We start from the raw sequence: 26,884 nt of genomic DNA on the forward strand, positions 1-26,884 counted from the left end.
CCCGGAGTGCGCCCCCCGCCTGGCGCGAAGCCTTCATGCAGCGTTTCGAGCGCCTGTCGCTGGTCATCGTGCTGGGCAGCTACGCCATGGACTACCACCTCGGTACTGGCAAGACGCCGCTCACCCGGGTGGTCGAAGCCTGGCGCGAGCACTGGCCGCAAGCGTTCCCCCTGCCTCACCCTAGCCCGCGCAACAATCGCTGGCTGGTGCGCAACCCCTGGTTCCAACAAGACGTGCTGCCCGCGCTGCAAGCACGCGTCCAGGCAGTCCTCACCGCCAACCCCAAGGAAACCCCATGACCGACGACACCGCCGCCATTACCGAGCTGCTGCACAAGTACTACGACACCCTGGCCTGGGCGAACGGAGACAGGCACCGGCTTTGGAGCGATGAACGACGGCTTCAGGTGCGGTAGCTGACGCCTGGGACCTCAATCACCGTATGACCGGGTCGAAAGCGGTCCTTTCTCTGACAACATCGCCCTAGCCCGCACTCAACCCCCACAACACATCCAGCACATGTTGCGTAGGCCGCTCGACGTCCCCACCACGGTGGGCAATACCAAGTTGACGCCACAATAAGGGCTGTAATGGCCGCATGACGATCCTGGTATCGGGCAATGGCGTGGAGGCTTCATGCGGCAACAACGTCGCACCATAACCGGCCGCCACTAGGCTTTTGATCGCATCGTTGTAGTTCAGTTGAATACGCGGCGTGGGCTGCCGTCCATCACTGGCGAACCACTCCGAGGTCAAGCGCGAAAGCCGAGTAGTTTTGTCATTCAGAATTAATGGCTGGGCGGCCAGCCAACCGGGGGTCACAACATCCGGGCATTCCCAGCGAGCCGGCAAGAAGGCCATGACCGGGTCCCGCCGCCATGGCTCGATCCGCAATTCCTTCACCGGGGTCTGTGGCAGCGCGACCAGACCGATCTCCAAAGAGCCCTCGGCAAGCTTCTTCAAAGTTTCCTGCGACGTGAGCACCGCGACCTGCACATCGATAGCGGGGTGGCGTTGGCCCAACGTCTCCAAAGCTTGCGGCATCAACTGTGCGATGGCCCCTGTGGAGGCACCCAGCCGCACACGCCCGGCCAAGCCCTGCACCTGACGCTCCACGTCCTCAAGCGCCTGCTCCGCATCCGCCAACAGGCGCCGCGCGCGCTCCACCAGCGTTTCTCCAATCGCCGAAGGCTGAATGCGCCCACGTGTGCGCGACAACAGCTTTCCGCCAACCCGCGACTCCAGGTCGGCAATATGCAAACTGACCGTGGGTGGCGCGAGGTGCAGCACACGGGCCGCCTCGGCAAACGAACCCAGGTCGGCAATGGCCACCAACGTGCGCAGACGGTCCAGGCTGATTTCGCGCATGAGTCACTCCTTGTTCAGAAAAGCTGAATTTCATCGTTTAGAAATTCAACTTTTCCTATCTTAGCCCCTCACTGAAGATTGGAACTCCTGATTTCCTATGTCCGAGAGCATTCCATGGCAAGTCCTCTTATATTCATCGACGGCGACCAAGGCACCACCGGGTTGCAAATCCATCAACGTCTACGCGACCGGACCGATCTGCGGCTTATCACGCTCAGCCCCGAACATCGCAAGGATCCGCAACGTCGCGCCGAAATCATCAACGCCTGCGACATCGCGATTCTCTGCTTGCCCGACCAAGCCGCACGCGACGCTGTAGCGAGCATCGAAAACCCCGCCGTTCGGGTGATCGATGCGAGTTCGGCGCACCGCACCCATCTAGACTGGACCTATGGTTTCGCGGAGATGAACTCGCAGCAGGCCCAACGCATCGCCACGGCACGGCGGGTCAGCAATCCCGGTTGCTATCCCACGGGGGCGATAGGGCTGCTGCGCCCATTGCTGGAGGCCGGGTTGCTGCCCAGGGACTATCCGACGAACATTCATGCTGTGTCGGGCTATTCCGGAAAAGGGCGCGTTGGCGTGCAAGAGCATGAGGGAGAGGGCGCATCACAGGCGCCCGCGTTTCAGGTTTATGGTCTGGGGCTGGCACACAAACATATTCCGGAGATTCAGCAGCAAAGCGGTCTGATGGAGCGGCCGATGTTTGTGCCGGCTTATGGGGCTTTTCGGCAGGGGATCGTGCTGACCATACCGTTGCAACTTCGCTTGTTGGCGCCGGGCGTGGATGCGGTGCGGTTGCATGCGTGTCTTATGCAGCACTACGTCGATGCGGACCATGTACAGGTGATGTCGATGCAGGAGGCCAAAGGGTTGACGTGCCTTGATCCTCAGGCGCTTAACGGGACTGATAGTTTGCGATTGGTGGTGTGTGAAAATGATGAGACGGGGCAGGTTTTGTTGGCTGCGGTGTTTGACAATCTTGGGAAGGGAGCCGCTGGAGCGGCGGTGCAGAATCTGGATTTGATGGTTGCAGGAACATGACTCCGACTACCCACTGGCTCTAGAGTCTATGGCTCGAATTTTCGAGCGGTTGTTTCCTCTCTGTTTATGGCCTGGCATCGACGGCATTAAACGAGTCGAAAACAGAATCTACGCGTGTCAGCAGTTTGCAATCCAGTCAGGCTTTGAAGTTAAACGGTCGTCCACGACAGGCAGCAATCGGCCAACAGCGGCCGTTTTAGAGTAGGGAAAATAAATCCCCTTTTCTGCTGTCTACGCTTCGCAGCGCCGGTTACCCGGTCACCACGCAAGACTCGCTTCCGGTCGGTGGCTAACCTTTACCGGGCGGGGGTCATACCCGCTGGGTTTCTTACGCCATTTCGTGACGGCTTGCGCCGTCATTCCCAGGCGACCAAGCTTTGCCTGGCGCACATAAATCAGTCCCCTTTTTCTCTTTGCGCAGCAATGGCGTCGATCCTTCGCGCCTGCAAACCTTTGGTGCAGGCTCCAGCTCGCCCATTGCCCCCAACGACACCGCCGAGGGTCGCGCCCAAAATCGCCGCGTTGAAATCAAACTGGTGCCCCGTAGCGGCGCTGTAGCTCAAGGGTAATGGTGCCTTGGTGCTCTTTTCGTCGGATGCCCAGCTATCTTTTAATGGGTTACGGGCGATTTGCAGTGGGCTCCAAAACCTGGCCTCAGGAGGTGCAAGCTCCCGTGGCACCGGCTTTGGACTGGGCAGACCAATACGCCGGCCCATAAGCCCATAAGGATCCCGGCCTCGGCCGGGTTCTTTATGCCCGCTTCGCGGGCTTGAGCCCAGAAGGGAGCGGCGTGCGCCGGATTCGCATCTGCCAGCCAGTACGCAGCCCGTTTGGAACTCAGTTGATCCGTCTTTTTCAACGGTTTAACAGCCAAATCAATACGTTCACAAGTACACTCGCCACCCTAGGGATGGTGAAGCATCCACGAGCGGTACTAGAATTTTCAGCTTTTCGGTGCCGCCGCACGAATTCAAGGGGCAAGCATGGATTACGAACAACTGCCGAGGGCCGCCTTGGTCCGTATGCTGCAGGAGCATGATGCGGCGCTTGCCGATGCTGGCAAGAATGGCATCGTTATGAGTTACACCGGGCGGGCTGCTCCCTGGCAGATCATCCGCCAGGTCAAGCCGAAGCTGCATCGTATTATCAAGAAAGTATCCTTTGGAGAGGAAACCGCCCAGTCAGAGAATGAGATCTGGGACGGTGAAAACCTTTCTGCGATGGTCACGCTCTATAAATATCGTGGTCAAGTTGATCTTGTAGTAACAGACCCGCCGTACAACACCGGCGAGGACTTCCGCTATAACGACAAGTGGGACAAGGATCCAAACGATCCAGATCTCGGCGATGTAGTTCCTAAAGATGATGGGTCCAAGCACAGCAAATGGTTGCGCTTCATGACACCCAGAAACTGGATGATGCGTGAGATGCTAACCCCAGGCGGGGTTATGGCTATCTGTATTGATCATAGGGAACTATTTAGACTTGGCATGCTCATGGACGAAATCTTCGGCGAAGAGAATCGCATTGGCATAATCAATTGGCAGAAAAGCTATTCACCTCGCAGTGATAATAAGGGGGCGGCGGCGAAAACTGAGTGCAACACCTGACCTTTCCGGTACGGTGCTGTCCCTATGTCTTATTCCGAACTCAGCGTTGAAGAGCGCGCCACCATTCAAATCGGTCATGCCCAAGGTTTCAGCCTGCGCGGGATTGCCTGCTTGATCAACCGATCCCCTTCGACCATCAGCCGGGAGCTGCGCCGCAATCGAGATGCCTGTGGCGGCTACTCGGCCCGCGTGGCCCAGCAGCAGATGCAGGCCCGCCGTCAGGTGTGTCGACCGAAGCAAAAGCTGTTGCCGGGTAGCGAGCGCTTCGAATTGGTGGCGCATATGCTGCGTGAGCGTTTGTCTCCCGAGCAGATTGCCGGCAAGCTGCGCAGCATGAATATTCCCAGCCTCAGAGATGCCTACGTCTGTCGCGAGACGATCTATAACGCGATCTATGCCTTGCCAGTCGGCGAGCTGCGTAAAGAGCTGATCATCTGCCTGCGCCAAAGCAAGACGATGCGCAGGCCGCGCTCTGGCGGCGTGGATCGGCGCGGTCAGATCCCTGAGAGGGTCAGTATTCATGTACGTCCGCCGGAGATCGAAGACCGACTGATGCCAGGGCATTGGGAAGGCGACCTGATCAAGGGCAAGGCCAACGCCTCGTCTGTAGGTACGCTGGTGGAGCGCACCAGTGGCTACCTGATGCTGGTGAAGATGAACGACGCGACGGCGACCTCGGCGATGGAAGGCTTCAGTGCAGCGCTCAATGGCATGCCGCTGGCGATGCGCAAGAGCATGACCTACGACCAGGGCCGAGAAATGGCGCGGCATGCTGAAATCACCCAGCAGACCGGGGTGGCGATTTACTTCTGCGACCCGCACAGCCCTTGGCAGCGCGGCAGTAACGAAAACATCAATGGCCTGATCCGCCAGTACCTGCCCAAGGGCACGGACTTGTCGGTGCATAGCCAGGAGGAACTGGATGCCATCGCACTGCAACTGAACATGCGCCCCCGTAAGCGCTTCGACTTCAAGTGTCCGATCGAGGTTATGGACGAGGTGATGCAGGAAGCTATGGCTATGCGGCATGATGCTCCAGCTTCAATTCAATAACCGTGTTGCACTCAGCTCCTGTAACCGCCCTGTGTAATTTCTTACATTGGCTCTATAGTGTGCATAATTTTTATGGAATGAATTGAGTATTTCTATAACCTTATCCAGCTGCAGTTGTTTTTTAGTGATATGAAGTTTTTTGGTCTCTGCCGAAGTATTGGTCAGCGCGACGAGATAGCCAAACATTCCAGCGATCAACGCTCCCATACCAATTTTCACGGCATCCGAGGCAATATTTATCCACTCCACGCTCCCTCCATTGCGCTTATCACGCCAGCTATTTTTGACACTTAGTCCATGCTTGGAGTACTGGCATGTCTTCCTATATGACCATCAGGCCCTCGCGCGCAAACACACATCCGAGACAGGCCTGCATCGGAGTAACATACGAGGGTTGTTTGCGCTTCAATGCGGTTTTCTTTTAAGTAACTTTCTTTAATCGGCCTGATCCACTGTTCGCGCCCATCCACATCGGTTGTTTCCAGAAGCACCTCATCTTCTTGTAGATCAAAGTGTTTGTGCAGTAGTGCCACGCCAAATCTGTCTATGCAGTTGTGCTTTTTCAATATTTCAAATATTTCATTTAGACATGGCAGGTCCTCATCGTCTATGGGTCTAACATTGTCGATATGGTTAATTTCACCCCACAGTAAAGAAATCATTTTATTTATCTCCACTATGAACGTTTAACTAGCGAAATGTTACAGATTTAATAGGGGTCTTAGTCTGCGAATCTTCATGGGAGACGGGACTAATCAGAGCCCTCGCTCTTGGATAACATTAGACGCTCGCGCGCAAAATTCCACCCATTCCGATAAGGCGGCGTATAGAGCCTTAGCGGCATCTGAGGTTGGCGCGTACTTATCTCTGTCGCAAGCCCATCTGGTGAACCGCTTCAGGGTATGCAGGCATCGTAGTCAGTGTCTGAGGGTCGGTTGAGGTCAATTTTGACTTCAAGAATCTAGACGTGGAGGGGAGGCCTCATGCCCGGCAAGACTTTAATTTCCATTGGCATGAGGCGCATGTTATTCGTGAACAGGCAAGATCCAAGTTTAAGCTTGTTTACTGATATTTTGCGGAGCCGATGAACTTAGAGAAATGCTCGCACCATATTTGGACCGTTGTAAACTCGTTGACGTTGACGCTTGCAGGAATGGTTTTCTTGAAATTCCCGAAGTTTTTCAATTCGCCAATCAGAATTGCTTCTTTCTTTATGTCCAAAAACGATTCTTTGTCGGTGGCTTGTTTCTTTGTCAGGTAAATTTTGTAGTCTGGACCAGGTGCTACATCACCTTTAAATACAATTTCGTTATCCGTAACAAAAAGTTGTCCATTCGCCCAGTGAAGGGCGTCGCTGCCTTTCTGATCTTTCTTGAACTCTCCGCTATACTTTGCCACCTTTTGCACTTCTTCAATTTCGGCGATGGTGGCGTTTTCTTGTGCTGTCAAAATCGGAAGTATATAGATCCCTAGCCCAACTCCCGCGCCAAACAGAGCCAGGTGGGACGCGAGCAGAATTATTTTTAATTGCTTTTTCATGGGTTGCCTCATACAGTGAGTTATTTGGTGTGTCCATCACAATCCATTAGTTCGAACAGGGTGCGGTATGTGCTGATAGCGATATTGTTAGTGGGGTGCTAGCTTAGCTACCATGACGGCATTTTTCAAGGTAGTTGTCGCGTCAACCGTCTAACTATGCCGCCATTTTCTCGTTCTGTTGCTCTCGATCCTGGTTCAACAACACGGTGCCGATCGGTTCCCAGTTACGCGTCCGGCCTGACCACCGCTCCGGTTTGTTTTCCTTGGCTCGTTCGTACAACTCATGTCGCCGGGCCAAGACCTGATGGTCCAGCCCTCGATGCCGCTCAGCCGGTGTGACGAACCGGATGCGGCTATGTCGGTGCTCGTTGTTGTACCACCGCATAAAATTGGTTCTTCGCGGAGTCTGGGGGAAGAGCGAGTTGACAGTCAGGGAAGCAGGTAAATTGGCAGTCGCCAAACACACCCTTCACCTGTCCCTGCTGTCGCCGTGCATCCTATTGATCTTGCCGCTTTCTGGCCAGGCTACGACGCCGTTACCTGTCGCCCATCTACCGATAACACCCTCCTCATTGAGCTTGAACCTCAAGCCGGCTCTCTTCCTAAGTGCGGGCGTTGTGGCCAGTTCAGCCCGTTGATTCACGATCGCCGGATTCGTCTGGTGCGTGATCGTGATCTGTTCGATCAGCGCGTCCTGCTTCAACTACCAGTGCGCCGAGTCGATTGCCTGAGTTGTGGGCGGGTGACCGAGCGGATCGACTGGTTGGAGCCAGCATCTCGGCTGACCCAGCGGTTACGGATATGGCTCGAAAGCTTGCTGCGGCTGCTGCCGATCAGCCACGTCAGCCAGCTCACCGGCCTGCATTGGCACACCCTCAAAACGCTCGATAAACGACGCCTTCAAGCCGAGGTAGGCAACTTCGATTCAACCGGTGTCCGCCGCCTGGTGATGGACGAGTTCGCCCTGCACAAAGGGCATCGCTATGCCACGGTCATCATGGATGCCGAGCGAACGCGGGTATTGTGGGTCGGCCACGGCAACAGCCGCGAGGCGGTCCGCCCGTTCTTTGAATTGCTCGGCAAGCACTGCCAGCAGATAGAGGCGGTGGCCATGGACATGAACACGGCTTTTGATTTGGAGGTGAAGAAGCATTGCCCGCAAGCCGAAGTGGTGTACGACCTGTTTCACGTCGTCGCGCGCTACGGTCGGGATGTGATCGACCGTATCCGGGTTGACCAGGCCAACCTCCTGCGCGAAGACAAGCCGGCACGAAAGGCGGTCAAGCAAAGCCGCTGGCTGCTGCTGCGCAATCGCAACAACCTGAAGGACGGACAAGCCGTGCAGCTTCAAGAACTACTCGCGGCCAACCAGCCGCTGGCTACGGTCTATGTCCTCAAGGATGCGCTGAAGGATGTCTGGTTCGCCCCCAGCGTACGAGAGGGCTGGCGCCGCTGGCGAACCTGGTTGCGGCACGCCCGGGACAGCGGCCTCGCGCCGCTACAGCGCTTCGCTCGCAACCTGCGCAAATACGCCCGAGGCATCCTCGCCAGTGCCAACTTCCATATGCATACCAGCGTCCTTGAGGGCGTCAACAACCGCATCAAGGTGATCAAGCGTATGGCCTATGGTTTTCGGGACTCGGAATACTTTTTCCTGAAAATCAAGGCTGCCTTCCCCGGGAAAGCGCGATGAACCTTTTTTTTGGCGATCACGCTCGGCCTGATGGTTGGCTGCTCGTCGAGTTCAAGTGCGATCTGATCAGTGAGCGGTAGCGCAAGTGGATCGCCTCAGCCAAGCAGCGTTGTTGCCGGCGGCCGGAAGAAAGCGGCGGGAAAGCCTTGAACTAGTAGCGGAAAGGATGAAACTTTATTTTTACGATTCTCAGCATTTTCCAAGGTTGAGCGAAAATTAGGATGATACTTTAATGATTCCGGCCTCCATCCCCACAAAACGCTTGCAGATGGCAGAATTGAAATAAGTCATTGTTTTAAATGGATTTTTGCAGGAATTGCTACGTTGCAGGGTCCTGTAGTTAGGATGACACTTTATTTTCCTCCCACAGAAACGCGAGCACGGGCTGCACGCAAGCTCGCGTTGATCGAGCAGAAGATGGCCGACTTGGTCGTCATGCAGCAACTGTTAGGCGAACTGGTGCAGCAATGTGATGCGGGAGACGGCGGAACGATCTGCCCGATCATCGAGGCACTGATCAGAGAGTAATGCCTGGCGGGTGAGCTGGAGATCGGAAAGCCCCTTTACGGTGGGATTCAGAGCTTACGTTGGTTTTTGGTTCCATTGCTCCCCAAACCCCGTCAATGCGATTGCACCGGGTGAGATCGAGACGTCGATCCTGTCTGCCGGGACCGAACTGATCGTCGATCAGCAGATCCCCATGCACCGCTTGGGCAAGCCGGAAGAAGTCGCATCCCTGGTGCATTTCCTCTGCACCCGAGGCGCGTCGTACATCAACGGTTCGGAGATTCATGTCAACGGTGGTCAGCACGTCTGAAATAATCTGGAAATCCCGGCCGGAAACTTCCATCATTCGGGCCGGGCATCCGCCGCAGATGAGCGATCAATGAGCAACCCCTACCCTATTCAAACCCTCAATCACTCTTACCTGGGCAGTGGCATCTACGAGTTGCTGCGCGAGGCACTGATCACCGGGCGTTTCCAGCCCGATGACCGCCTGCGCATCCGCGACCTGGCCGAACAACTGGGCACCAGCGTCACACCGGTGCGCGACGCGATCCTGCAACTGGCCAAGGAACAGGCGCTGATCCTCAAGACCCCGCGTGACATCCGCGTACCCATCCTCACCGCCGCGCAATACGGCGAGATCCGCAGCATCCGCCTGGCGCTTGAAGGCCTGGCTGCGGAGACGGCCGCCGCGCTGGTGACCGACAGCGAACTCGCAGACCTGCAAGCCTGCATCGAAAACAACATCGCCGCGATCAACGCCCAGGACTTGCAAGCCGCTCTCAAGTGCAATCAGCAATTTCACTACGCGCTGACCACCATCGCGCGCATGCCGGTGCTGGCGGGTTTGCTCGATAGCCTGTGGATGCGCACCGGCCCACTGATCGCCCGTGCCTATGGCAACTTCAACGAGCGCATGGCCATCGACCATCACTGGGAAGTGCTCGACGCACTCAAGCGCCGCGATGGCGCGGCGGCACGGGCGGCCATCTGCCGTGACATTCTCGATGGCAACGAGAAGATGCTCGAGTACATCGAGATGGCGCAGGCGGACTGATTGGCAGTCAATTCGACTGTTGACGAAACATAGATGACCAGTTAGTTTATTAAAACTTTCTCATCACTGGATGTCTCTGTCATGGCTCGCCCGGTCAACCTCGAAGTCAGATCCCGTTTGCTGTCGATTGGCCGCCAGGTGGTTCACAACCGTGGCTTCAACGGCTGCGGCGTCCAGGACATCACCGCCGCTGCCGAGATTCCCAAGGGCTCTTTCTACAACTACTTCGCCAGCAAGGAAGACTTCGCGGCAGAGATCCTCGAGGAATACTGGACCTCGATCGAAACCCGCCACGGGCCGATCTTCTACGACGCCCGGGTCAAGCCGCTGGAGCGCATCGGCCAGTTCTTCCAGGCCCTGGTGCTCGAGCACGGCGAGCATGAATACAGCCTGGGTTGCCTGATTGGCAACCTGTCCCTGGAAATGTCCAATGGCAGCGAACAAACCCGCAAGCGTCTGGCCGATGTGCTGGCGCGCTGGGAAGGTTTGCTCGCGAGCTGCCTGCGTGAAGCGCAGCAGCGCCGCGAACTCTCTGAAACTCACGACGCCGAAGCGCTGGCCAGTGTCATCGTCGAAGGCTGGGAAGGTGCGGTCATGCGCGGCAAGGTCCTGCGCGACGGTGCACCTCTGCAGCGTTTCGTATCGATGGTCTTGCCTCGGCTATTGGAGTGAGTTTTTTTTCCTCATTAATAAGACGACTGGTCATTTATATAAAGCAACATTCACGTCTCATCCACGCAAGCACCCAAGAGGTAAATCGTCATGAGCCATCTGTACGCCGACCCCGCCGAACCCGCACTGCCTGCCACTGGTTTCAAGCTCGACCTGAGCAAAGCCGCCCTGGTGGTCATCGACCCACAGAACGACTTCCTCAGCCCTGCCGGCGCCAGTTGGGCGGTGTTCGGTGAGAGCATCGTCGAGAACAACACCGTCGAAAACCTGGAAAAACTGTTCAAGGCCTTCAAGGCTCACGACCTGCCCGTGGCCGTGTCGCCACACTATTACTACCCGCACGACCACGACTGGCATTTTGGCGGTCCGCTGGAAAAGGTCATGCACAGCATCTGCATGTTCGATCGCAAGGGACCGAACACCCTGGAAAACTTCGAAGGCTCCGGCGCCGATTTCCTCGAGATCTACAAGCCGTACATTCTCGACGGCGAGACCATCATCGCCTCGCCGCACAAGGTCTACGGCCCGGAAACCAACGACCTGGCGCTGCAATTGCGCAAGAAAGGCGTGTCGCAGATCATCCTCGCCGGCATGGCGGCCAACCTTTGCGTGGAATCACACCTGCGCGAACTGCTCGAACAGGGCTTTGAAATAGTCGTGGTACGCGACGCCACCGCCGGCCCGCGCCTGCCGGATGGCGACGGCTACCTGGCGGCCATCATCAATTACCGCTTCCTCGCCCACGGGCTGTGGACCACCGAAGAGACTATCGCGCAACTGCAACCGGCTTGATCGTGCCCGAGCGGCCGGGCATCGCGCCCCCCCGCTCTTTCTCGAGAACCCCCGATGAAAATCCCCGCCCGTTATGAGCATTTCGTTTTCGGCGTCGTTCAATCCGGCCTGACCTGCGCGGTCGCGGCCGCCATCGCCACCACACCCCATGCGCTCGACCTGGCCTTTGCCGGCCGCTGGTTGAACGCGTGGGCGCTGTCGTGGGTATCGATGTTGCCGGTGGTGGTGCTGGCGGCGCCGATGATTCGGCGCGTGGTGAGGCGGATGACGGTGGGCTGAATGACTTGGCTATGACTCACCCAACACACCGCCATCGCGAGCATGCTCGCTCCTACCGGGGGCTTCGGGGCTGCTCGCGACAGGCGCGCAAGCCCGCACCCGACGCACGAAATACTGTGCCCGTTCGCATTTTCGCAATAAACCACTTTTCATCCGCGCATTTGTAGCCGCTTCGTTCACGGACAAGCCGGTACATTAGACCTCCATGGTCCCGCAGAGCGACCGACAACAAAACCTACAGCTCGCCCAAGAAAATCTGCCAACCATTCGGAGTCTTTCCATGAGCACATTGCGCACTACAGCTTTCCAACTCGCGAGTCTGGCCCTGTTCATCGGTAGCGCCACCCAGGCCATGGCCGAGGACATCACGTTCGTATCCCAGGGCGGTGCTTATCAGGAAGCCCAGAGCAAGGCGATCCTGGAGCCTGCGGCGAAAAAGCTCGGTCTGACGCTCAAACAGGACAGCTCGCCCAAGGCCTACCCGATCATCAAGACCCAGGTCGAGAGCGGCAAGGTCACCTGGGACGTGGTGGACCTGCCCACTGGCGACTGCATCCGTGGCGAAGCCGAAGGGCTGTTCGAGAAGCTCGACCTTGCGCTGATTCCCAATGCCGCGCAAATACCCGACAGCCTCAAGGACGAATACAGCGTCGGCTACATCAGCTACTCCACGGTGCTGGCGTATCGCACGGACGCGTTCAAAGGCGCGGACGTACCCAAGACCTGGGCCGACTTCTGGGACACCAAAAAATAGGTTCATCGCGCTTTCCCGGGGAAGGCAGCCTTGATTTTCAGGAAAAAGTATTCCGAGTCCCGAAAACCATAGGCCATACGCTTGATCACCTTGATGCGGTTGTTGACGCCCTCAAGGACGCTGGTATGCATATGGAAGTTGGCACTGGCGAGGATGCCTCGGGCGTATTTGCGCAGGTTGCGAGCGAAGCGCTGTAGCGGCGCGAGGCCGCTGTCCCGGGCGTGCCGCAACCAGGTTCGCCAGCGGCGCCAGCCCTCTCGTACGCTGGGGGCGAACCAGACATCCTTCAGCGCATCCTTGAGGACATAGACCGTAGCCAGCGGCTGGTTGGCCGCGAGTAGTTCTTGAAGCTGCACGGCTTGTCCGTCCTTCAGGTTGTTGCGATTGCGCAGCAGCAGCCAGCGGCTTTGCTTGACCGCCTTTCGTGCCGGCTTGTCTTCGCGCAGGAGGTTGGCCTGGTCAACCCGGATACGGTCGATCACATCCCGACCGTAGCGCGCGACGACGTGAAACAGGTCGTACACCACTTCGGCTTGCGGGCAATGCTTCTTCACCTCCAAATCAAAAGCCGTGTTCATGTCCATGGCCACCGCCTCTATCTGCTGGCAGTGCTTGCCGAGCAATTCAAAGAACGGGCGGACCGCCTCGCGGCTGTTGCCGTGGCCGACCCACAATACCCGCGTTCGCTCGGCATCCATGATGACCGTGGCATAGCGATGCCCTTTGTGCAGGGCGAACTCGTCCATCACCAGGCGGCGGACACCGGTTGAATCGAAGTTGCCTACCTCGGCTTGAAGGCGTCGTTTATCGAGCGTTTTGAGGGTGTGCCAATGCAGGCCGGTGAGCTGGCTGACGTGGCTGATCGGCAGCAGCCGCAGCAAGCTTTCGAGCCATATCCGTAACCGCTGGGTCAGCCGAGATGCTGGCTCCAACCAGTCGATCCGCTCGGTCACCCGCCCACAACTCAGGCAATCGACTCGGCGCACTGGTAGTTGAAGCAGGACGCGCTGATCGAACAGATCACGATCACGCACCAGACGAATCCGGCGATCGTGAATCAACGGGCTGAACTGGCCACAACGCCCGCACTTAGGAAGAGAGCCGGCTTGAGGTTCAAGCTCAATGAGGAGGGTGTTATCGGTAGATGGGCGACAGGTAACGGCGTCGTAGCCTGGCCAGAAAGCGGCAAGATCAATAGGATGCACGGCGACAGCAGGGACAGGTGAAGGGTGTGTTTGGCGACTGCCAATTTACCTGCTTCCCTGACTGTCAACTCGCTCTTCCCCCAGACTCCGCGAAGAACCAAAAAAAACGGATCATGCGAAATCCTTCGTTGAGTTTGGCGCGGGTTTTTAGCAAATCAGCTGGCCCGCGATCCGGTTGAGAGTGATCCGAAGCGGTCCTTGACGACCGGCACAAATCGGTCAGAAGCGGTCGATGATTCCAATAAATCCGCCCCCTTTTTCCCGTAACTCCTGGCTACCTGCGACCAAGTCTAAGCAAGCTTCTGTGTCAGCTGCCCGATGAATAGCCGCAGCCATTCGTGCTGAGGCTTACTGTTCTTGGCAATGTCCCAAACCATGAAGCATCGAAATGATGGAACCGGAATCGGCGCCGGACAAATACTTAGCCGAGTCATGGCCGAATAGCTCTCGGCGGCGAACGTGGGAATTGTGGCTATCGCGCCGCTGCTGATCAACGTGGTGAGCGCGCCACTGAAGTGGGTGAATGAGGCTATAACACGCCTCGAATAGCCCGCCGCTTCGAACATGTCGTCGATAAAGCCGCGGCGGCCGTCATAGGAAACTCGCACATGGCTTGCCTCGAAGTACTCCTCCAGGCCGATAGGTGTGCCTGCGTTGTCTGCGCCAGGCAGGTACAAGCAGGAGTATGACGAGGAAAACAGCACCTTGGATGAATACCCGCTGCTGAAGTCTTTCGGCTCGCTGCAAATCACTAGATCCATGTCCGGATCTTGTAGCGACTGTTTCCACAGTGAGCTGTTGCTCTGATGGAACGAAAAGCTCACTCCCAGCCCCTGATCCGCTGCGGCGTTAACGATCCGCGGAGCGAGATAGGCCTCAATATCATCGGACAGACCGATGTTGAAAATGTAGCTCGAGTCGTGTGCGGAGAAATCCGGCTCTGCCCCAAGCACGCCTGAGATAGACGTAAGGGCCTCGGCGATCTTCGGCGCCAGCTCCATCGCCCTACGGGTTGGCTGCATTCCGGAAGCGGTGCGGATAAAGAGCTCATCTCCGAAATGCTCACGCAAACGACGCAACGCCGAGCTAACTGCCCCCTGGGTCACATGCAGCATGGCCGAGGCTCGGGTGGCACTGCGCTCGGTCATCAGGCAGTGGAACGTCAGCAGCAGGTTCAGATCAATTCTCGAGATATTACGTACACTAATCCGGCTCATATTTTCTAATCGTTTGCTCTGCGGCCGAGAGGATTCATAGTCTGCTGCCCATACACACCTAAGAAAAGCTGGGGAGCACCGTGGACGCAATTAATAAAAAAGTAAATCCAAGCAGTATCCATACCAAGGGTGAGCAGTCAGACATTCGCAAGCGTGCAATCGCGGTGGGTATCGGCAACTTCATGGAGTGGTTCGACTTCGCCATCTACGGCTACTTCGCTGCCGTGATCGGTATGTTGTTCTTCCCCTCTAGCGCCCCAGGTGTATCGCTGCTGTCGTCGCTGGCAGTGTTCGCCGTAGGCTTCGTATCGCGACCATTTGGAGCATTGATTCTGGGGCCCATCGGTGACCGCCTCGGTCGCCGCGCGGTGCTTATCATCACTGTCTTCGGTATGGGTGTGTGCACCACGATCATCGGACTTTTGCCCACCTATGAGGCAATCGGTATCGCTGCACCTGTCTTGCTGATCGTCATGCGTTTCGTGCAAGGCATGATGGTAGGGGGCGAATGGTCTAGCGCAGGTATCTACATCGTAGAGAGTGCTCCGTCCAACCGCCGCGCGACGGCAGCCAGCGTTATCACTGGAACGGCTGGCTTGGCCTTCTTGTTTGGTACGTTCACCGCCGCGAGCCTCACCTCAACACTCGATGACCAGCAACTGGCGTCCTGGGGCTGGCGGATCCCATTCGTTGCCTCCATCGTGATGACCGGTATCGCCATCTTCATCCGCCGGAAGCTGGGTGATACCCCCGTGTATGAAGAGCTGGTACGTCAACGCGATTCACAACAGTTCGAAGCACCGAGCAAGTCTGTACACCGTCGCGCCTTCATCACTACTTTCGCCTTCTCAGCGCTGTTCGGCGTCTCGCTCTACTACTTCATCACCTACGCCAATAACCACCTGGTCACTACCGTTGGGCTACCACGAAGCAATGCACTATGGCTGTGCAGCATCGCGCTGGTTGTCTATGTCATTGCCAATCCACTGATCGGCCGGCTCAGCGACAGCATCGGGCGACGCAAGCTGCTGCTCAGTGCTGCTGCCGCACTCTCTGTACTGGCCTATCCAATCTTCCTGCTGCTCAACACCGGCAACCCAGTGGCAATCCTCGCAGGATTGATCGTTCTGGGACTACTTGTGGCTGTAACTGCGGTGATGGATGTGGTGCTGCTGGTTGAAGTCTTTCCAGCGTCCATCCGCTCCACGGGAGCAGCGCTCGGTCACAACCTGGCCCTGGCGACACTCGCAGGCCCAGGCCCCTTCATTGCCGCCGCCCTGATTAGCCAGGCTGGCGACGCGAACATCCCTGCCGCCTATCTAGCAGCCGTCTCGCTGGCATGCCTCATCGTGCTGTGGAAGACCTTGCCGGAAACCCGCGACAACGACATCACACGTTTCTAGGTTCTTACTGCCCTCAGGAGTTTTTCATGACCAAAATTGCAGTCATCCAGGCCGCCTCTGTTCCTTATGATCCTGCAGCCAGCGTTGAAAAGGCTTCCACAATTCTGCGGCGCGTAGCAGATCAAGGTGCAAGGCTGGCCGTATTCCCTGAAGCGTTCATTGGCGGATATCCCAAGGGGATAGCTTTCGGTAGCGTAGTGGGTAATCGCAGCATCAGCGGGCGTGAGCTGTACCAACGCTATGTCGATGGGGCTGTGACGCTGGATGGGCCGGAACTGGCATTGCTTGCTGAAAGTGTCGAGCACACAGGGGTTACCACTGTGATTGGTGTAATCGAGCGCTTCGGTCGCACCCTTTACTGCACCGCGGTCACCATCGCCCCAGGCCGGGGTATTGCCGGTTACCACCGCAAGCTGATGCCCACCGGCCAGGAACGACTAATTTGGGGCTTCGGTGATGGCTCGACAATCGAGCCTGTAGAAACTGATTTTGGCGTCCTGGGGAGCGTGATTTGCTGGGAGAACTACATGCCAGCACTACGCCAGGCCATGTATGCCCAGGGTGTTCAGATCTACTGCGCCCCGACAGCAGATGACCGTCCGTCCTGGGCCAGCTCCATGGTGCACATTGCTCTTGAAGGGCGTGTTTATGTGTTGTCAGCCTGCCAGGCAATCCGTCTTGGTGAATACCCACAACAGCACCGCGATGCATTCGGCCTGGAGTTCAACGAGGACGATTACGTGATGCGAGGGGGCAGCATGGTTGTAAGTCCGCTCGGAGAAGTACTGGCAGGGCCGGTGTTCGACTGCGAGACAGAAATCTATGCAGACCTCAATATGGATCTGCTTAGCCAAGCCAACTTGGACTTTGATGTCGTCGGCCATTATGCCCGGCCGGACATCTTTGAACTCAAGGTGAACATTGCCCCGCAGGCCCCGGTAACCCTGGAGCGATAAGTAGAGCCTGTTTAGTGAAATCCTCCCTTTGACCGTCCAGTTTGGGCATGACTGCTTTAGGGATAGAGCCGCCGCAAGGCGGCTTTTTATTGCTGGCCAGGTTGTTGCCGCCATTTCCTGTGTAGCGAGGGCTTAGGCCCAAACCGATTTGCCAAGACAGATAACTCACCGACTTAACGTCCGCTTGTGGCACAAAGCGGACCAGCTATCGGCCAAGAGATGCCTTTCGCGAATAGCTGAACGCCCCGAGAGCGCATTGGGCCGCTCGGCGCGGAATTGGTGAAAGGCTGGTGACTGGCCTGTGTTGGCTCGGTCAGACTTCGGGCAGCCTCACCCTAGTTGGGGCTAACTGCTTACCGACCATCAGAGGCAAGCCAACAACAACTGCCGATAGTGCTGAGAAAAACTGACCTGATAGCTCGGCTCAGCAGCAAAATCCCCCAGCGAGTAGGCACCCGCCAAACCTGCACCAAGACTTTGCCCGGCCTCGCCTCCACCGCAGCCATCGATATCGCAGGTAGCCCCCATCCCACCAGCCATCGAACCAGAAGAGGCAGCGGGCATCTTCACCCGGCTCAGCACTGCCAGGTCATCCGGCAGATCATCCGCAATGCGCTCCGCAAAGCGCCGCAATGTTGGCTCCGCCAGCATGAACAGCCAAGCCTGATCATCGGACTCGCCCATCCGCCGCAGCACGCGCCCCAGGACTTGCCGGTAGTGCAGCTCAGTACGGATGCGGCTGAGGTAGCAGCACACCTGCAGGCGGGGGATATCCGTACCCTCGCTGATCATCCCAACAGCGACGATCCAGCGGCAATCACTGTGCCTGAACGCATTGATCACCTGTTGGGCATTCGGAGTCCGGTTGGTCACTACGCGGCAACCTTCCCCGCTGGCTTCCAGAGCCTGGACAATCTGCTGGGCGTGCTCAATATCGGTGGCGACCACCAGGCCGGCTGCATCCGGCTTGATCTGGCGAAGCTCATCCAGCTTGGCGCATCCCAGGCCGAGCAGTTGGTCGATCACCTCGTCATGGCGCAACAGCTCTTCGAAGGTGACGGGGGATTCACCAAGCAGCTTGGCGATGCTGGGGAACAGCCTGACGGTGCTCTCGGTCTCCAGTTCTTCAGTTAGCTTCACCTTCTGGTTATCGAGAAGGACGATGCGGGGCGCGCGGCACACCCCGTCGGCAATGGCCTCCCTCAGGCCATAGCGGTAGTCGCAGATCAGGTGTCCCTCGGGGGACGAGTAGCGGGCCAGGGTGTTGCCGCTGACCGAAAACTGACCCAGTAGAGGCTGTTCTGCCGACTGAAAACTGACCCAGGTGTTCAACTGCTTCTGCTCAATTTTTGAGCAGGAGAACACAGGGTGATCAGTATGGAAATGATGGGCAAAATTCGGCGGATGTATTTCCGCGACAAGCTGTCGCTGCATGAGATAGCCAAGCGCACCGGGCTGGCGCGCAACACGATTCGCAAGTGGGTCAGAGCACCTGAGGCCAAGCAGCCGGTGTACCAACGCCGCGCGATCTTTAACAAACTCAGCCCTTTTCACGCCACGCTAGAGCAGGCGCTAAAAGCCGATTCGCTGCGCCCCAAGCAACAGCGGCGCAGTGCCAAGGCGCTGTTGGCGCAAATCAAAGCCGAAGGTTATGACGGTGGCTACAGCCAGCTCACCGCGTTTATCCGTGCCTGGCGAGGGGGACAGGGCAAGGCGTCGCAGGCCTTTGTGCCGCTGACCTTTGCTCTTGGCGAGGCGTTTCAGTTTGACTGGAGCGAGGAAGGCTTGCTGGTCGGCGGCATTTACCGGCGTATGCAGGTGGCACATCTGAAGCTGTGTGCCAGCCGTGCGTTCTGGCTTGTGGCGTATCCGAGCCAGGGCCATGAGATGTTATTTGACGCCCATACACGCTCGTTCGGCGCCTTGGGCGGCGTGCCGCGCCGGGGCATCTACGACAACATGAAGACGGCCGTCGACAAGGTCAATAAGGGCAAAGGCCGGGCGGTGAATGCACGCTTTGCGGTGATGTGCGCGCATTACCTGTTCGATCCGGACTTCTGCAACGTCGCCGCTGGTTGGGAAAAGGGCATCGTTGAAAAGAACGTGCAAGACAGCCGCAGGCGTATCTGGCTAGACGCCCAGGACTGCCAGTTTCACTCCTTCGAGGAACTCAATGCCTGGCTGGGCCAGCGCTGCCGCGCGCTTTGGAACGAGCTGACGCACCCTCAATACAGCGGGCTGAGTGTGGCCGAAGTGCTGGAGTTGGAGCGCGCTGAACTGATGCCTGTGCCAGCGCCATTCGACGGTTACGTCGAGCGGCCTGCGCGGGTCTCCAGCACCTGCCTGGTCAGCGTCGGGCGCAACCGCTACTCGGTGCCGTGTGAGTACGCGGGTAAGTGGGTCAGCAGCCGTTTGTATCCGACGCGAATCGAGGTGGTGGCTGACGACGCGCTGATCGCCAGCCATGTCCGCTTGCTGGATCGCGACCAGGTCAGCTATGACTGGCAGCACTACCTCCCGCTGATCGAACGCAAGCCCGGTGCGCTGCGCAACGGCGCGCCCTTTGCTGATCTGCCGGCGCCGCTGCGTCAGCTTAAGCACGGTCTGGGGCGTCATGCCGGCGGTGACCGGATCATGGCGCAAGTCCTGGCTGCCGTACCGGTCGCCGGACTCGATGCCGTGCTGGTAGCCGTTGAGCTGGTACTGGAGAGCGGCAGCCTGAGCGCCGAACACATCCTCAATGTCGTGGCACGGCTGACAGCATCCGAACCACCACCCAGCGTCGAAACCCACTTGTCGCTCAAGGAAGCCCCCGTCGCTAACACGGCGCGCTACGACCGCCTGCGTGGCCAGGCCGAGGAGGTCGGTCATGCGTGATTTGATGGCGGAACTCAAGGAGCTGCGCCTGCACGGCATGGCCACGGCCTTGGCGGAGTTAACTGCACAGGGTGAGTCGAACACAGCCTCGTCCAAGTGGCTGCTCGAACACCTGCTGGAACAAGAGCACACAGATCGCGCCATGCGCTCGGTGAGCCACCAGATGAACATGGCCAAGCTGCCGATGCACCGCGATCTGGCCGGCTTCGACTTCAGCGCCTCCAGCGCAGACGCTCGTTTGATCAGCGAACTGGCCAGTCTGGCCTTTACCGACACCGCGCAGAACGTGGTGCTGATCGGTGGGCCTGGCACCGGTAAAACCCACCTGGCCACTGCGCTGGCCGTGTCCGGCATCACCCGGCACGGCAAGCGCGTGCGCTTCTACTCCACGGTCGATCTGGTCAATCTGCTGGAGCGCGAAAAGCACGACGGCAAAGCCGGGCGGATCGCCCAAGCTCTGCTGCGCATGGATCTGGTCATCCTCGACGAACTGGGTTATCTGCCCTTCAGCCAGGCCGGCGGTGCGTTGCTGTTTCACCTGCTATCCAAGCTGTACGAACACACCAGCGTGGTGATCACCACCAACCTGAGCTTCGCCGAATGGTCGAGCGTGTTCGGCGACGCCAAGATGACCACCGCCCTGCTGGATCGGCTGACCCACCACTGCCACATCGTCGAAACCGGTAACGAGTCCTATCGCCTGCAACACAGTAGCTTGGCGGCCCAGGCCAAGATCAAATCACGGGAGCGAAAGCGTAAGGGCGGCCAGGAACCGGAGGACGATGAGCCGTTCTGATTTCATGGCGACGACGGCCTGCTACATGGCTGCGTGTGGCAGGTCTTAAACAACTGAACTGGGCTAGCGAAGGAGTGGGGGCAACAGCAGCTGCGCTGGTAGACTTATCCACAGTTGCTGGTAACAAAATCAGCAATCCGCCCTGGGTCAAATTTCAATCGGCAGGGTGGGTCAATTTTCCATCAGCGCCAACACACTAAGCAACCATCAGAAAATTTTGACTGTACGCCAAAAAATTCGCATCTACCAGCATCTAAACAGGCGTTGCAGGGCAATCGCATGAACGCCTGCCGATTTGAATGAGTCCTTTCCCAGCGGGCATCCTGAGCGCCTCTCTACTCAGGATGCCCTGCAATGTCGCATCACATACCAATCTCCGATGTTCTGGTCGCCATCAATGATCCCCGTCAGCAGGGCAAGATTCGTCACGACCTGGTCGAAACACTGGTCGTGGCTATCTGCGGCGTGCTTGCCGGCGCTGACACCTTCATCGAAATCGAACTCTGGGCTGAGCAGCGGCTGGACTGGTTCCGCCGTATTCTGAAACTACCCCACGGCATTCCCTCACACGACACCTTTGGACGGCTATTCAGCCTGATCGATCCAGAGGAGTTCGAGCAGGCCTTCCGCTGTTGGGTTGCGGCGATCCTACCGGCCCTTTCTCCGCAAGTGGTTGCCCTAGACGGCAAGACCAGTCGCCGCTCCGGCAAGAAAAACACGGCCCCGTTGCACCTGGTCAGCGCTTTTGCGGCTGATTCAGGGCTGATTCTCGGGCAGAGGGCGACCTCCCAGAAGTCCAACGAGAAGACCGCCATTCCTGAGCTGCTGGCCACACTGGCGCTTGAGGGCTGCACCGTGACGATCGATGCCATGGGTACCCAGCCGGACATTGCACAGGCCATTCTCGATCGCGGGGCGCACTATCTGCTGGCCATCAAGGGAAACCAGCCGAAGCTGGCCGAAGCGATCGATGACTTCGCTGACACCTTTTTGGACGGCGATCCTGCCCGGGTACCCCATGCGCACTTCGAGCATGTCGAGAAGGACCATGGCCGGCTGGAGGTTCGTCGCAGCCATGTTTTCGACCAACTCCAGTGCCTGCCACAGCCAGAACGCTGGCCAGGACTGCGCACTTTCGTGATGCTGGAGTCCGAGCGGACTGTGGGCAACCAGACCAGCCTGGAGCGCCGTTACTACATCAGCAGTCTTGCTCCGGATGCAGAGCGCATCGCACATGCCATCAGGGCGCACTGGGGCGTGGAGAACCGCGTCCACTGGTGCATGGATGTCATTTTTGGTGACGATCAGATGCGGATCCGAACCGGGCATGCTGCCCACAACATGGCCGTTCTCAAGCAACTTACATTGAATTTGATCCGGTTGGATCCGGTCAAGCGCAAGGGTGGCATCAAGGCACGAAGGCTGATTGCTGCAACCTCTGATGATTATCGGGCTGAACTATTAGGTCTCAGGTGAGCTTCATGCGATTGCCTTGACAGGCGTTGTTGATTATCATAAAACACTGACACTGTATTATATAATCGTGCTTTTGTGTTATTTTTTTAATATTTACTGATTACGTACTTGCTTAACCACTCAGTTGCGCTAGAACTAATAGACGCGAAATTTAAATCTCTAATTTTCCAACACTTAGTAAAACCTCGTTTGCCATCCCACTACCATTGTAGGAGCAAATCAGGAGACATAAAAAATTAGCGGTAGCGTGCCTGGCCCTCTAGATAAGTATTGGAGACTGTAATGAAGTTTGAAAAGTCACAGACAGCAATCGACCACCTGACTCCCGAGCAACACCGAATTACCCAGGAGGCGGGCACCGAAAGGCCCTTCACGGGCGAGTACAACGACAACAAGGAGCCTGGCATCTACGTCGACATAGTGTCGGGAGAGCCACTGTTCGCTTCGACGGACAAGTTCGATTCGGGTACTGGCTGGCCCAGCTTCACCAAGCCGATCGTTTCGGCAAACGTGAACGAGGTGCGGGACAGCGCACACGGCATGGTCCGGACGGAGGTCAGGTCAGTACACGCAGACAGTCATCTCGGCCATGTGTTCCCCGATGGTCCTTCCGACCGCGGCGGTCTGCGGTACTGCATCAACTCAGCGTCCCTTCGCTTCATCCCGCGCGACGAGATGGAGTCCGAGGGATACGGTGAATATCTCGATCAAGTAGAGGAGGCTTAACATGCATCAGCGCGCTGTTCTCGCAGGAGGATGTTTCTGGGGCATGCAGGATCTGATCCGCAAGCGGCCCGGCATCATCTCGACCCGTGTGGGTTACACGGGCGGCGATATTCCGAACGCCACGTATCGTAATCACGGCACGCATGCCGAGGGGATCGAGATTGTCTTCGACCCGACAGTGACGAGCTACCGGAACATCCTGGAATTCTTCTTCCAGATCCACGATCCGACGACGCTGAACCGCCAGGGCAATGATCGTGGGCTCTCCTACCGGTCGGGCATCTATTATGTCGACGAGGAGCAGAAGCGCGTCGCCGAGGATACGATCGCCGATGTGGATGCCTCGGGGCTGTGGGATGGCAAAGTGGTGACCGAGGTCCAGCCGGTCGGCGAGTTCTGGGAGGCCGAGCCCGATCACCAGGATTATCTGGAGAAGCGCCCGGGCGGCTACACCTGCCACTTCGTCCGTCCCGGCTGGGTGCTTCCGAAGCGCCAAAAGGTTGACGACGTACAGCCAGCGGCCGGGACCGCGGCGGAATAGGCTTCACTGCCGTTGCCACTGCGCCGATCCGGTCCGCAATCTTCGTGACCGCGTCGTTCAGCGACGCGGTCATCGAACCCTACTTCAGAGTGACGGCTCGTTCCAGTCAGTCGCCATCGCAACACCAGGATCGCAGATTTATGCCAGACCTCTCGTCCTTTCCGATCACGCAGCGCTGGCCGGCATCTCATCCCGATCGCCTGCAACTCTACGCAGCCCCTACGCCCAATGGCGTCAAGGTCTCGATCATGCTTGAGGAGACTGGCCTGGCGTACGAGCCCCACCTGATCGACATCTCGAACAACGAGTCGAAGGATCCGGCGTTCGTGTCGCTGAACCCGAACGGACGCATACCGGCGATCATCGATCCGGCTGGCCCTGACGGTAGACCCATCGCCTTATGGGAATCCGGTGCGATCCTCCTCTATCTGGCCGACAAGACGGGTCAGTTCATCTCCACCGAACCAGGCCAGCGTTACGAGACCCTAGCGTGGGTGTTCTTTCAGATGTCGGCCATCGGGCCGATGTTCGGTCAGCTCGGCTTCTTCCTGCGATTTGGCGGCAAGGACTATGAGGACAAGCGGCCGCAACAGCGCTTTATCGACGAATCCACGCGTCTGCTGGGGATTCTGGATCGCCGGCTGGAAGGCCGCGACTGGATCGTCGACGACTATTCGATCGCGGACATCGCGACGCTCGGCTGGGTGAATGCGCTGGTGGAATTCTACGCTGCGGGTGACATCCTTGGCCTCAGCAGCTTTTCGAACGTCCGCGCATGGCTTGGACGCGGGCTGGCTCGACCGGCCGTCCAGCGTGGCCTCCACATTCCCGCGAGGCCAGCATGAGCATCATCGCCGCCTATTATTACAACGAAGGCAAGCGAGTTCGCGAAATCGCGCTCGATGAGCACGTCAAGTTGGGCGAGAGTCGCTCGGGCTTCTGCTGGATCGCGCTTAGCGAACCCACCCCCGAGGAACTACTCGCGATCCAAAGGACATATAATCTTCATCCGTTGGCGATCGACAACGCGATGCACCCGCTGTGCCCGCCCAAGCTCGAGGTCTACAACGATGAGTTGTACGTCGTCGCGCAGACCGCCGAGCTGGTCGGCGACCGGATCAGCTACGGCAAGATGGCGATCTTCACCGGTCACAATCACCTTATCACCGTGCGGCACGGCAATGCCGGAGCGCTGGGCAAACTTCGGGAGCAACTCGAGGCATCGCCGACGCAGTTCGGCAAGGGTGTCGACTATGTGCTGCACGCGATCTTGCATCGCGTGGTCGACCAGTATCTGCCCATCTTCGAAATGATCGAGGACGACGTCCTGGCGATGGAGCGACGGTCGCTGCACGATTTCCTCGGGCCAGAAGAGGTGGCGCGAATCTTCGAACTAAGGTCCGAACTCACGCGGTTCCAGCGCACGCTCGGGGCTATGGCCGAGCTGGTGCGAAAGCTCGTTCGCGGCCACTTTCCCTGCATCAGCGCCGAAATGACACCATATTTCCACGACGTCGCGGACCATGTCCACCGCGTGCAGTCCATGGTCGACGGCCTCCTGCTTGTCCTGTCCACGGTCTTTGAGGCCAGCAGCCTTCTTGAAGCGCAAAGGACGGGGGTGATCACCCGCCAGCTGGCGGCTTGGGCGGCAATACTGGCAGTCCCGACGGCGATCGCTGGAATATACGGCATGAACTTTAAGCACATGCCGGAGCTGGACACGGCCTACGGATACTTTGTCGTGCTCGGAGTGATAGCGATATCGTGCGTTTTCCTATTTGTGCGCTTCAAGAAGGCTAAGTGGCTGTGAATACTGCCCATCGTTTTCTTCGCCGTCATCTGACGGTTACAGCGGGCCTTATACGGAAGCTTGTCCAATCCAACTCAAGATGAAGGTGCGTCCATGACATAGCAGCTGACCGACGCTCTACAAGCAGTTCAGTCCTTCATCGCCAAGGGCTAAGACCGCGAATAGCGCGTCAAGGACAGCAATCTCGTCGATCTCGAGCCAGGATCAACCATCGGTCCGTGCGGCATCTGCGTCGACGCGGCGTTTCGCCTCGGAAGCGGTGATGATGGCGATAACGCCTCCACCCTCTACGCGATCACCGATCCGGCGACCGAGCATAAGGGCCTGTTGATCGACGTGTTCGATGAAATCTGCTACCGCGACCCAGTTCAAGAGTCGGGACCTCAATGTAGAAGAAGTTGACTAACGAGCATTCGCGTCATCCGATCAAGCAAGCTGGAGACATTTATGAAAGCCATTGGTTACAAGGTTCCGGGACCCATCGCCGCGGATGCCGCGCTGGTCGACATCAATCTGCCTCGGCCTGTCGCTGCAGGATACGATATCCTGGTTGAGGTGAAGGCCGTCTCGGTCAACCCGGTCGACTACAAGGTCCGCAACAGCACGCCGCCGGCAGATGGCGATTGGAAGGTGCTGGGATGGGATGCCGCCGGGATTGTGCGCGAGGTCGGCCCCGACGTCACGCAGTTCGAGTTAGGCGACGAGGTCTATTATGCCGGATCGATCACACGGCCCGGTACCAATGCGGAGTTCCATCTCGTCGACGCCCGGATTGTCGGTCACAAACCTGCGTCGCTCTCCTGGGCGGAAGCGGCGGCGCTGCCGCTGACGACGTTGACGGCCTGGGAGGCGATGTTCGACCGCCTGGACGTGGCGAAGCCCGTACCCGGTGCGGCGGAGGCGATCCTCATCATCGGTGGCGCGGGCGGGGTTGGGTCGATCGCCGTCCAGATCGCGCGACAGCGCACGGACCTCACCGTCATCGCCACAGCCTCTCGACCGGAAACCCAAGAGTGGGTAAGAGGGCTTGGAGCTCACCACGTCATCGACCATTCTCGTCCGCTCGCGCCACAGATCGCCGAACTCGGCATCGGTGCTCCCGCTTTCGTCTTTTCGACCACACATACCGAGCAACATGTCGCCGACATCGCCGAACTGATCGCCCCACAAGGACGGTTCGGACTGATCGACGATCCCAAGGCATTCGATATCATGGTTTTCAAGCGCAAGGCGGTGTCGATCCACCACGAGCTGATGTTCACGCGGTCGATCTACGGCACGCCCGACATGAATGAGCAGGGCGAGATTCTGGATGCGATGGCAGCGCTGGTTGACGACGGCAAAATCCGCACGACGCTGACCCGGCGACTGTCGCCGATCAATGCCGCCAATCTGAAGACGGTGCATGCACTGATCGAAAGTGGCGCGGCTAAAGGCAAGATCGTCCTCGAAGGCTTCTAACGACCGCGATCGCCAAACATCTTGTCCAACCTCAAAAAGCCGAACGGGT

The 26,884-nt window shown here is 58.0% G+C and carries 27 protein-coding genes and 5 pseudogenes; 23 read left to right on the forward strand and 9 right to left on the reverse strand.

Annotated features, from left to right (window positions below; translation table 11 throughout):
- Positions 1 to 35 precede the first annotated feature (35 nt).
- Positions 36 to 299 carry a uracil-DNA glycosylase family protein gene (locus tag ACYZUM_RS11890; protein WP_003830781.1) on the forward strand — a complete coding sequence of 88 codons (264 nt, stop codon included), beginning with the start codon at positions 36 to 38 and terminating at the stop codon, positions 297 to 299.
- Positions 300 to 482: 183 nt separating this feature from the next.
- Here ACYZUM_RS11890 and ACYZUM_RS11895 read toward each other — a convergent pair whose 3' ends face one another.
- Complete coding sequence (locus ACYZUM_RS11895) at positions 483 to 1,367, reverse strand: LysR family transcriptional regulator (protein WP_003465017.1); 885 nt, start codon at positions 1,365 to 1,367, stop codon at positions 483 to 485.
- Positions 1,368 to 1,481: 114 nt separating this feature from the next.
- On the opposite strand from ACYZUM_RS11895, the gene argC reads away from it, so the two are divergent.
- From argC to ACYZUM_RS11915, 4 genes and pseudogenes are all read left to right on the forward strand, one after another.
- Positions 1,482 to 2,411, forward strand: a complete 930-nt coding sequence (gene argC, locus ACYZUM_RS11900) for an N-acetyl-gamma-glutamyl-phosphate reductase (RefSeq protein WP_049275860.1) — start codon at positions 1,482 to 1,484, stop codon at positions 2,409 to 2,411.
- Between the two features lie 413 nt (positions 2,412 to 2,824).
- Positions 2,825 to 2,980, forward strand: a pseudogene (locus tag ACYZUM_RS11905) (OmpA family protein); the annotation flags it as partial.
- A 414-nt stretch (positions 2,981 to 3,394) separates the two neighbouring features.
- Entirely contained in the window at positions 3,395 to 4,021 is a 627-nt protein-coding gene (locus ACYZUM_RS11910) for a DNA methyltransferase (protein WP_099593662.1), read from the forward strand.
- A gap of 24 nt (positions 4,022 to 4,045) precedes the next feature.
- Positions 4,046 to 5,074: an IS30 family transposase gene (locus ACYZUM_RS11915; RefSeq protein ID WP_003465026.1), complete on the forward strand. Its 1,029-nt coding sequence runs from the start codon at positions 4,046 to 4,048 to the stop codon at positions 5,072 to 5,074.
- On the opposite strand, the gene ACYZUM_RS11920 is transcribed toward ACYZUM_RS11915, so the two are convergent.
- From ACYZUM_RS11920 to ACYZUM_RS11935, 4 genes and pseudogenes are all read right to left on the reverse strand, one after another.
- Complete coding sequence (locus ACYZUM_RS11920) at positions 5,063 to 5,323, reverse strand: hypothetical protein (protein ID WP_047296649.1); 261 nt, start codon at positions 5,321 to 5,323, stop codon at positions 5,063 to 5,065. The genes ACYZUM_RS11915 and ACYZUM_RS11920 overlap by 12 nt on opposite strands.
- Positions 5,324 to 5,364: 41 nt before the next feature.
- Positions 5,365 to 5,736: a hypothetical protein gene (locus ACYZUM_RS11925; protein WP_052959448.1), complete on the reverse strand. Its 372-nt coding sequence runs from the start codon at positions 5,734 to 5,736 to the stop codon at positions 5,365 to 5,367.
- Positions 5,737 to 6,136: 400 nt separating this feature from the next.
- Positions 6,137 to 6,613, reverse strand: coding sequence for a DM13 domain-containing protein (locus ACYZUM_RS11930; RefSeq protein WP_011711661.1), 477 nt, complete (start codon positions 6,611 to 6,613; stop codon positions 6,137 to 6,139).
- A gap of 154 nt (positions 6,614 to 6,767) precedes the next feature.
- Positions 6,768 to 7,004, reverse strand: a pseudogene (locus ACYZUM_RS11935) (IS3 family transposase); the annotation flags it as partial.
- Between the two features lie 99 nt (positions 7,005 to 7,103).
- Between ACYZUM_RS11935 and ACYZUM_RS11940 the strand changes: the two are divergent.
- The 8 genes and pseudogenes from ACYZUM_RS11940 to ACYZUM_RS11975 all read left to right on the forward strand — a co-directional run bounded on the left by ACYZUM_RS11940 (position 7,104) and on the right by ACYZUM_RS11975 (position 12,367).
- The gene (locus tag ACYZUM_RS11940) at positions 7,104 to 8,306 is read left to right on the forward strand and encodes an ISL3 family transposase (protein ID WP_003464938.1); all 1,203 of its coding nucleotides are present in this window, start codon (positions 7,104 to 7,106) and stop codon (positions 8,304 to 8,306) included.
- Between the two features lie 369 nt (positions 8,307 to 8,675).
- Positions 8,676 to 8,834: pseudogene (locus tag ACYZUM_RS11945) on the forward strand (MerR family transcriptional regulator); the annotation flags it as partial.
- 91 nt (positions 8,835 to 8,925) lie between these two features.
- Positions 8,926 to 9,123 (forward strand): annotated as a pseudogene (locus ACYZUM_RS11950) (SDR family oxidoreductase); the annotation flags it as partial.
- Between the two features lie 69 nt (positions 9,124 to 9,192).
- A complete protein-coding gene (locus ACYZUM_RS11955; RefSeq protein ID WP_016487046.1) occupies positions 9,193 to 9,870 on the forward strand; it encodes a GntR family transcriptional regulator in 678 nt (225 codons plus the stop codon).
- Positions 9,871 to 9,951: 81 nt separating this feature from the next.
- Positions 9,952 to 10,542, forward strand: coding sequence for a TetR/AcrR family transcriptional regulator (locus tag ACYZUM_RS11960; RefSeq protein ID WP_003465041.1), 591 nt, complete (start codon positions 9,952 to 9,954; stop codon positions 10,540 to 10,542).
- Positions 10,543 to 10,632: 90 nt separating this feature from the next.
- Positions 10,633 to 11,334: a cysteine hydrolase family protein gene (locus ACYZUM_RS11965; protein ID WP_003465039.1), complete on the forward strand. Its 702-nt coding sequence runs from the start codon at positions 10,633 to 10,635 to the stop codon at positions 11,332 to 11,334.
- 54 nt (positions 11,335 to 11,388) lie between these two features.
- Positions 11,389 to 11,613, forward strand: a complete 225-nt coding sequence (locus ACYZUM_RS11970; RefSeq protein ID WP_003465037.1) for a DUF2798 domain-containing protein — start codon at positions 11,389 to 11,391, stop codon at positions 11,611 to 11,613.
- A 280-nt stretch (positions 11,614 to 11,893) separates the two neighbouring features.
- Positions 11,894 to 12,367, forward strand: coding sequence for an extracellular solute-binding protein (locus ACYZUM_RS11975; RefSeq protein WP_049273834.1), 474 nt, complete (start codon positions 11,894 to 11,896; stop codon positions 12,365 to 12,367).
- A 2-nt stretch (positions 12,368 to 12,369) separates the two neighbouring features.
- On the opposite strand, the gene ACYZUM_RS11980 is transcribed toward ACYZUM_RS11975, so the two are convergent.
- Both ACYZUM_RS11980 and ACYZUM_RS11985 read right to left on the reverse strand, forming a co-directional pair.
- Entirely contained in the window at positions 12,370 to 13,572 is a 1,203-nt protein-coding gene (locus ACYZUM_RS11980; RefSeq protein ID WP_003464938.1) for an ISL3 family transposase, read from the reverse strand.
- Positions 13,573 to 13,862: 290 nt separating this feature from the next.
- The gene (locus ACYZUM_RS11985) at positions 13,863 to 14,789 is read right to left on the reverse strand and encodes a LysR family transcriptional regulator (protein WP_003464940.1); all 927 of its coding nucleotides are present in this window, start codon (positions 14,787 to 14,789) and stop codon (positions 13,863 to 13,865) included.
- Between the two features lie 80 nt (positions 14,790 to 14,869).
- On the opposite strand from ACYZUM_RS11985, the gene ACYZUM_RS11990 reads away from it, so the two are divergent.
- A complete protein-coding gene (locus tag ACYZUM_RS11990; RefSeq protein ID WP_049273832.1) occupies positions 14,870 to 16,192 on the forward strand; it encodes an MFS transporter in 1,323 nt (440 codons plus the stop codon).
- Positions 16,193 to 16,218: 26 nt separating this feature from the next.
- Entirely contained in the window at positions 16,219 to 17,148 is a 930-nt protein-coding gene (locus tag ACYZUM_RS11995; RefSeq protein ID WP_003464945.1) for a carbon-nitrogen hydrolase family protein, read from the forward strand.
- A gap of 363 nt (positions 17,149 to 17,511) precedes the next feature.
- On the opposite strand, the pseudogene ACYZUM_RS12000 reads toward ACYZUM_RS11995, so the two are convergent.
- Positions 17,512 to 18,408 (reverse strand): annotated as a pseudogene (locus tag ACYZUM_RS12000) (DEAD/DEAH box helicase); the annotation flags it as partial.
- Positions 18,409 to 18,525: 117 nt separating this feature from the next.
- Between ACYZUM_RS12000 and istA the strand changes: the two are divergent.
- From istA to ACYZUM_RS12035, 7 genes are all read left to right on the forward strand, one after another.
- Entirely contained in the window at positions 18,526 to 20,025 is a 1,500-nt protein-coding gene (gene istA, locus ACYZUM_RS12005; RefSeq protein ID WP_110992713.1) for an IS21-like element ISPst3 family transposase, read from the forward strand.
- Entirely contained in the window at positions 20,018 to 20,821 is an 804-nt protein-coding gene (gene istB, locus ACYZUM_RS12010; RefSeq protein ID WP_071890699.1) for an IS21-like element ISPst3 family helper ATPase IstB, read from the forward strand. Before istA ends, istB begins: the two co-directional genes overlap by 8 nt.
- A gap of 354 nt (positions 20,822 to 21,175) precedes the next feature.
- A complete protein-coding gene (locus tag ACYZUM_RS12015; protein WP_076611919.1) occupies positions 21,176 to 22,297 on the forward strand; it encodes an ISAs1-like element ISPa60 family transposase in 1,122 nt (373 codons plus the stop codon).
- Positions 22,298 to 22,579: 282 nt separating this feature from the next.
- On the forward strand, positions 22,580 to 23,023 hold the full coding sequence (gene msrB / locus ACYZUM_RS12020; protein WP_003464965.1) for a peptide-methionine (R)-S-oxide reductase MsrB: 444 nt from the start codon (positions 22,580 to 22,582) through the stop codon (positions 23,021 to 23,023).
- A gap of 1 nt (position 23,024) precedes the next feature.
- A complete protein-coding gene (msrA, locus tag ACYZUM_RS12025; protein ID WP_003464967.1) occupies positions 23,025 to 23,564 on the forward strand; it encodes a peptide-methionine (S)-S-oxide reductase MsrA in 540 nt (179 codons plus the stop codon).
- Positions 23,565 to 23,704: 140 nt separating this feature from the next.
- Complete coding sequence (locus ACYZUM_RS12030; RefSeq protein ID WP_003464969.1) at positions 23,705 to 24,409, forward strand: glutathione S-transferase N-terminal domain-containing protein; 705 nt, start codon at positions 23,705 to 23,707, stop codon at positions 24,407 to 24,409.
- A complete protein-coding gene (locus ACYZUM_RS12035) occupies positions 24,406 to 25,374 on the forward strand; it encodes a magnesium and cobalt transport protein CorA (protein ID WP_003464971.1) in 969 nt (322 codons plus the stop codon). The genes ACYZUM_RS12030 and ACYZUM_RS12035 overlap by 4 nt, the downstream gene beginning before the upstream one ends.
- Before the next feature lie 204 nt (positions 25,375 to 25,578).
- On the opposite strand, the gene ACYZUM_RS12040 is transcribed toward ACYZUM_RS12035, so the two are convergent.
- Complete coding sequence (locus ACYZUM_RS12040; protein ID WP_016487060.1) at positions 25,579 to 25,746, reverse strand: hypothetical protein; 168 nt, start codon at positions 25,744 to 25,746, stop codon at positions 25,579 to 25,581.
- Positions 25,747 to 25,821: 75 nt separating this feature from the next.
- Here ACYZUM_RS12040 and ACYZUM_RS12045 point away from each other — a divergent pair, with 75 nt between their 5' ends.
- The gene (locus tag ACYZUM_RS12045; RefSeq protein ID WP_002118279.1) at positions 25,822 to 26,835 is read left to right on the forward strand and encodes a zinc-binding alcohol dehydrogenase family protein; all 1,014 of its coding nucleotides are present in this window, start codon (positions 25,822 to 25,824) and stop codon (positions 26,833 to 26,835) included.
- The last annotated feature ends 49 nt before the right edge of the window (positions 26,836 to 26,884 follow it).

The organism is Pseudomonas sp. m6p (assembly GCF_055760375.1).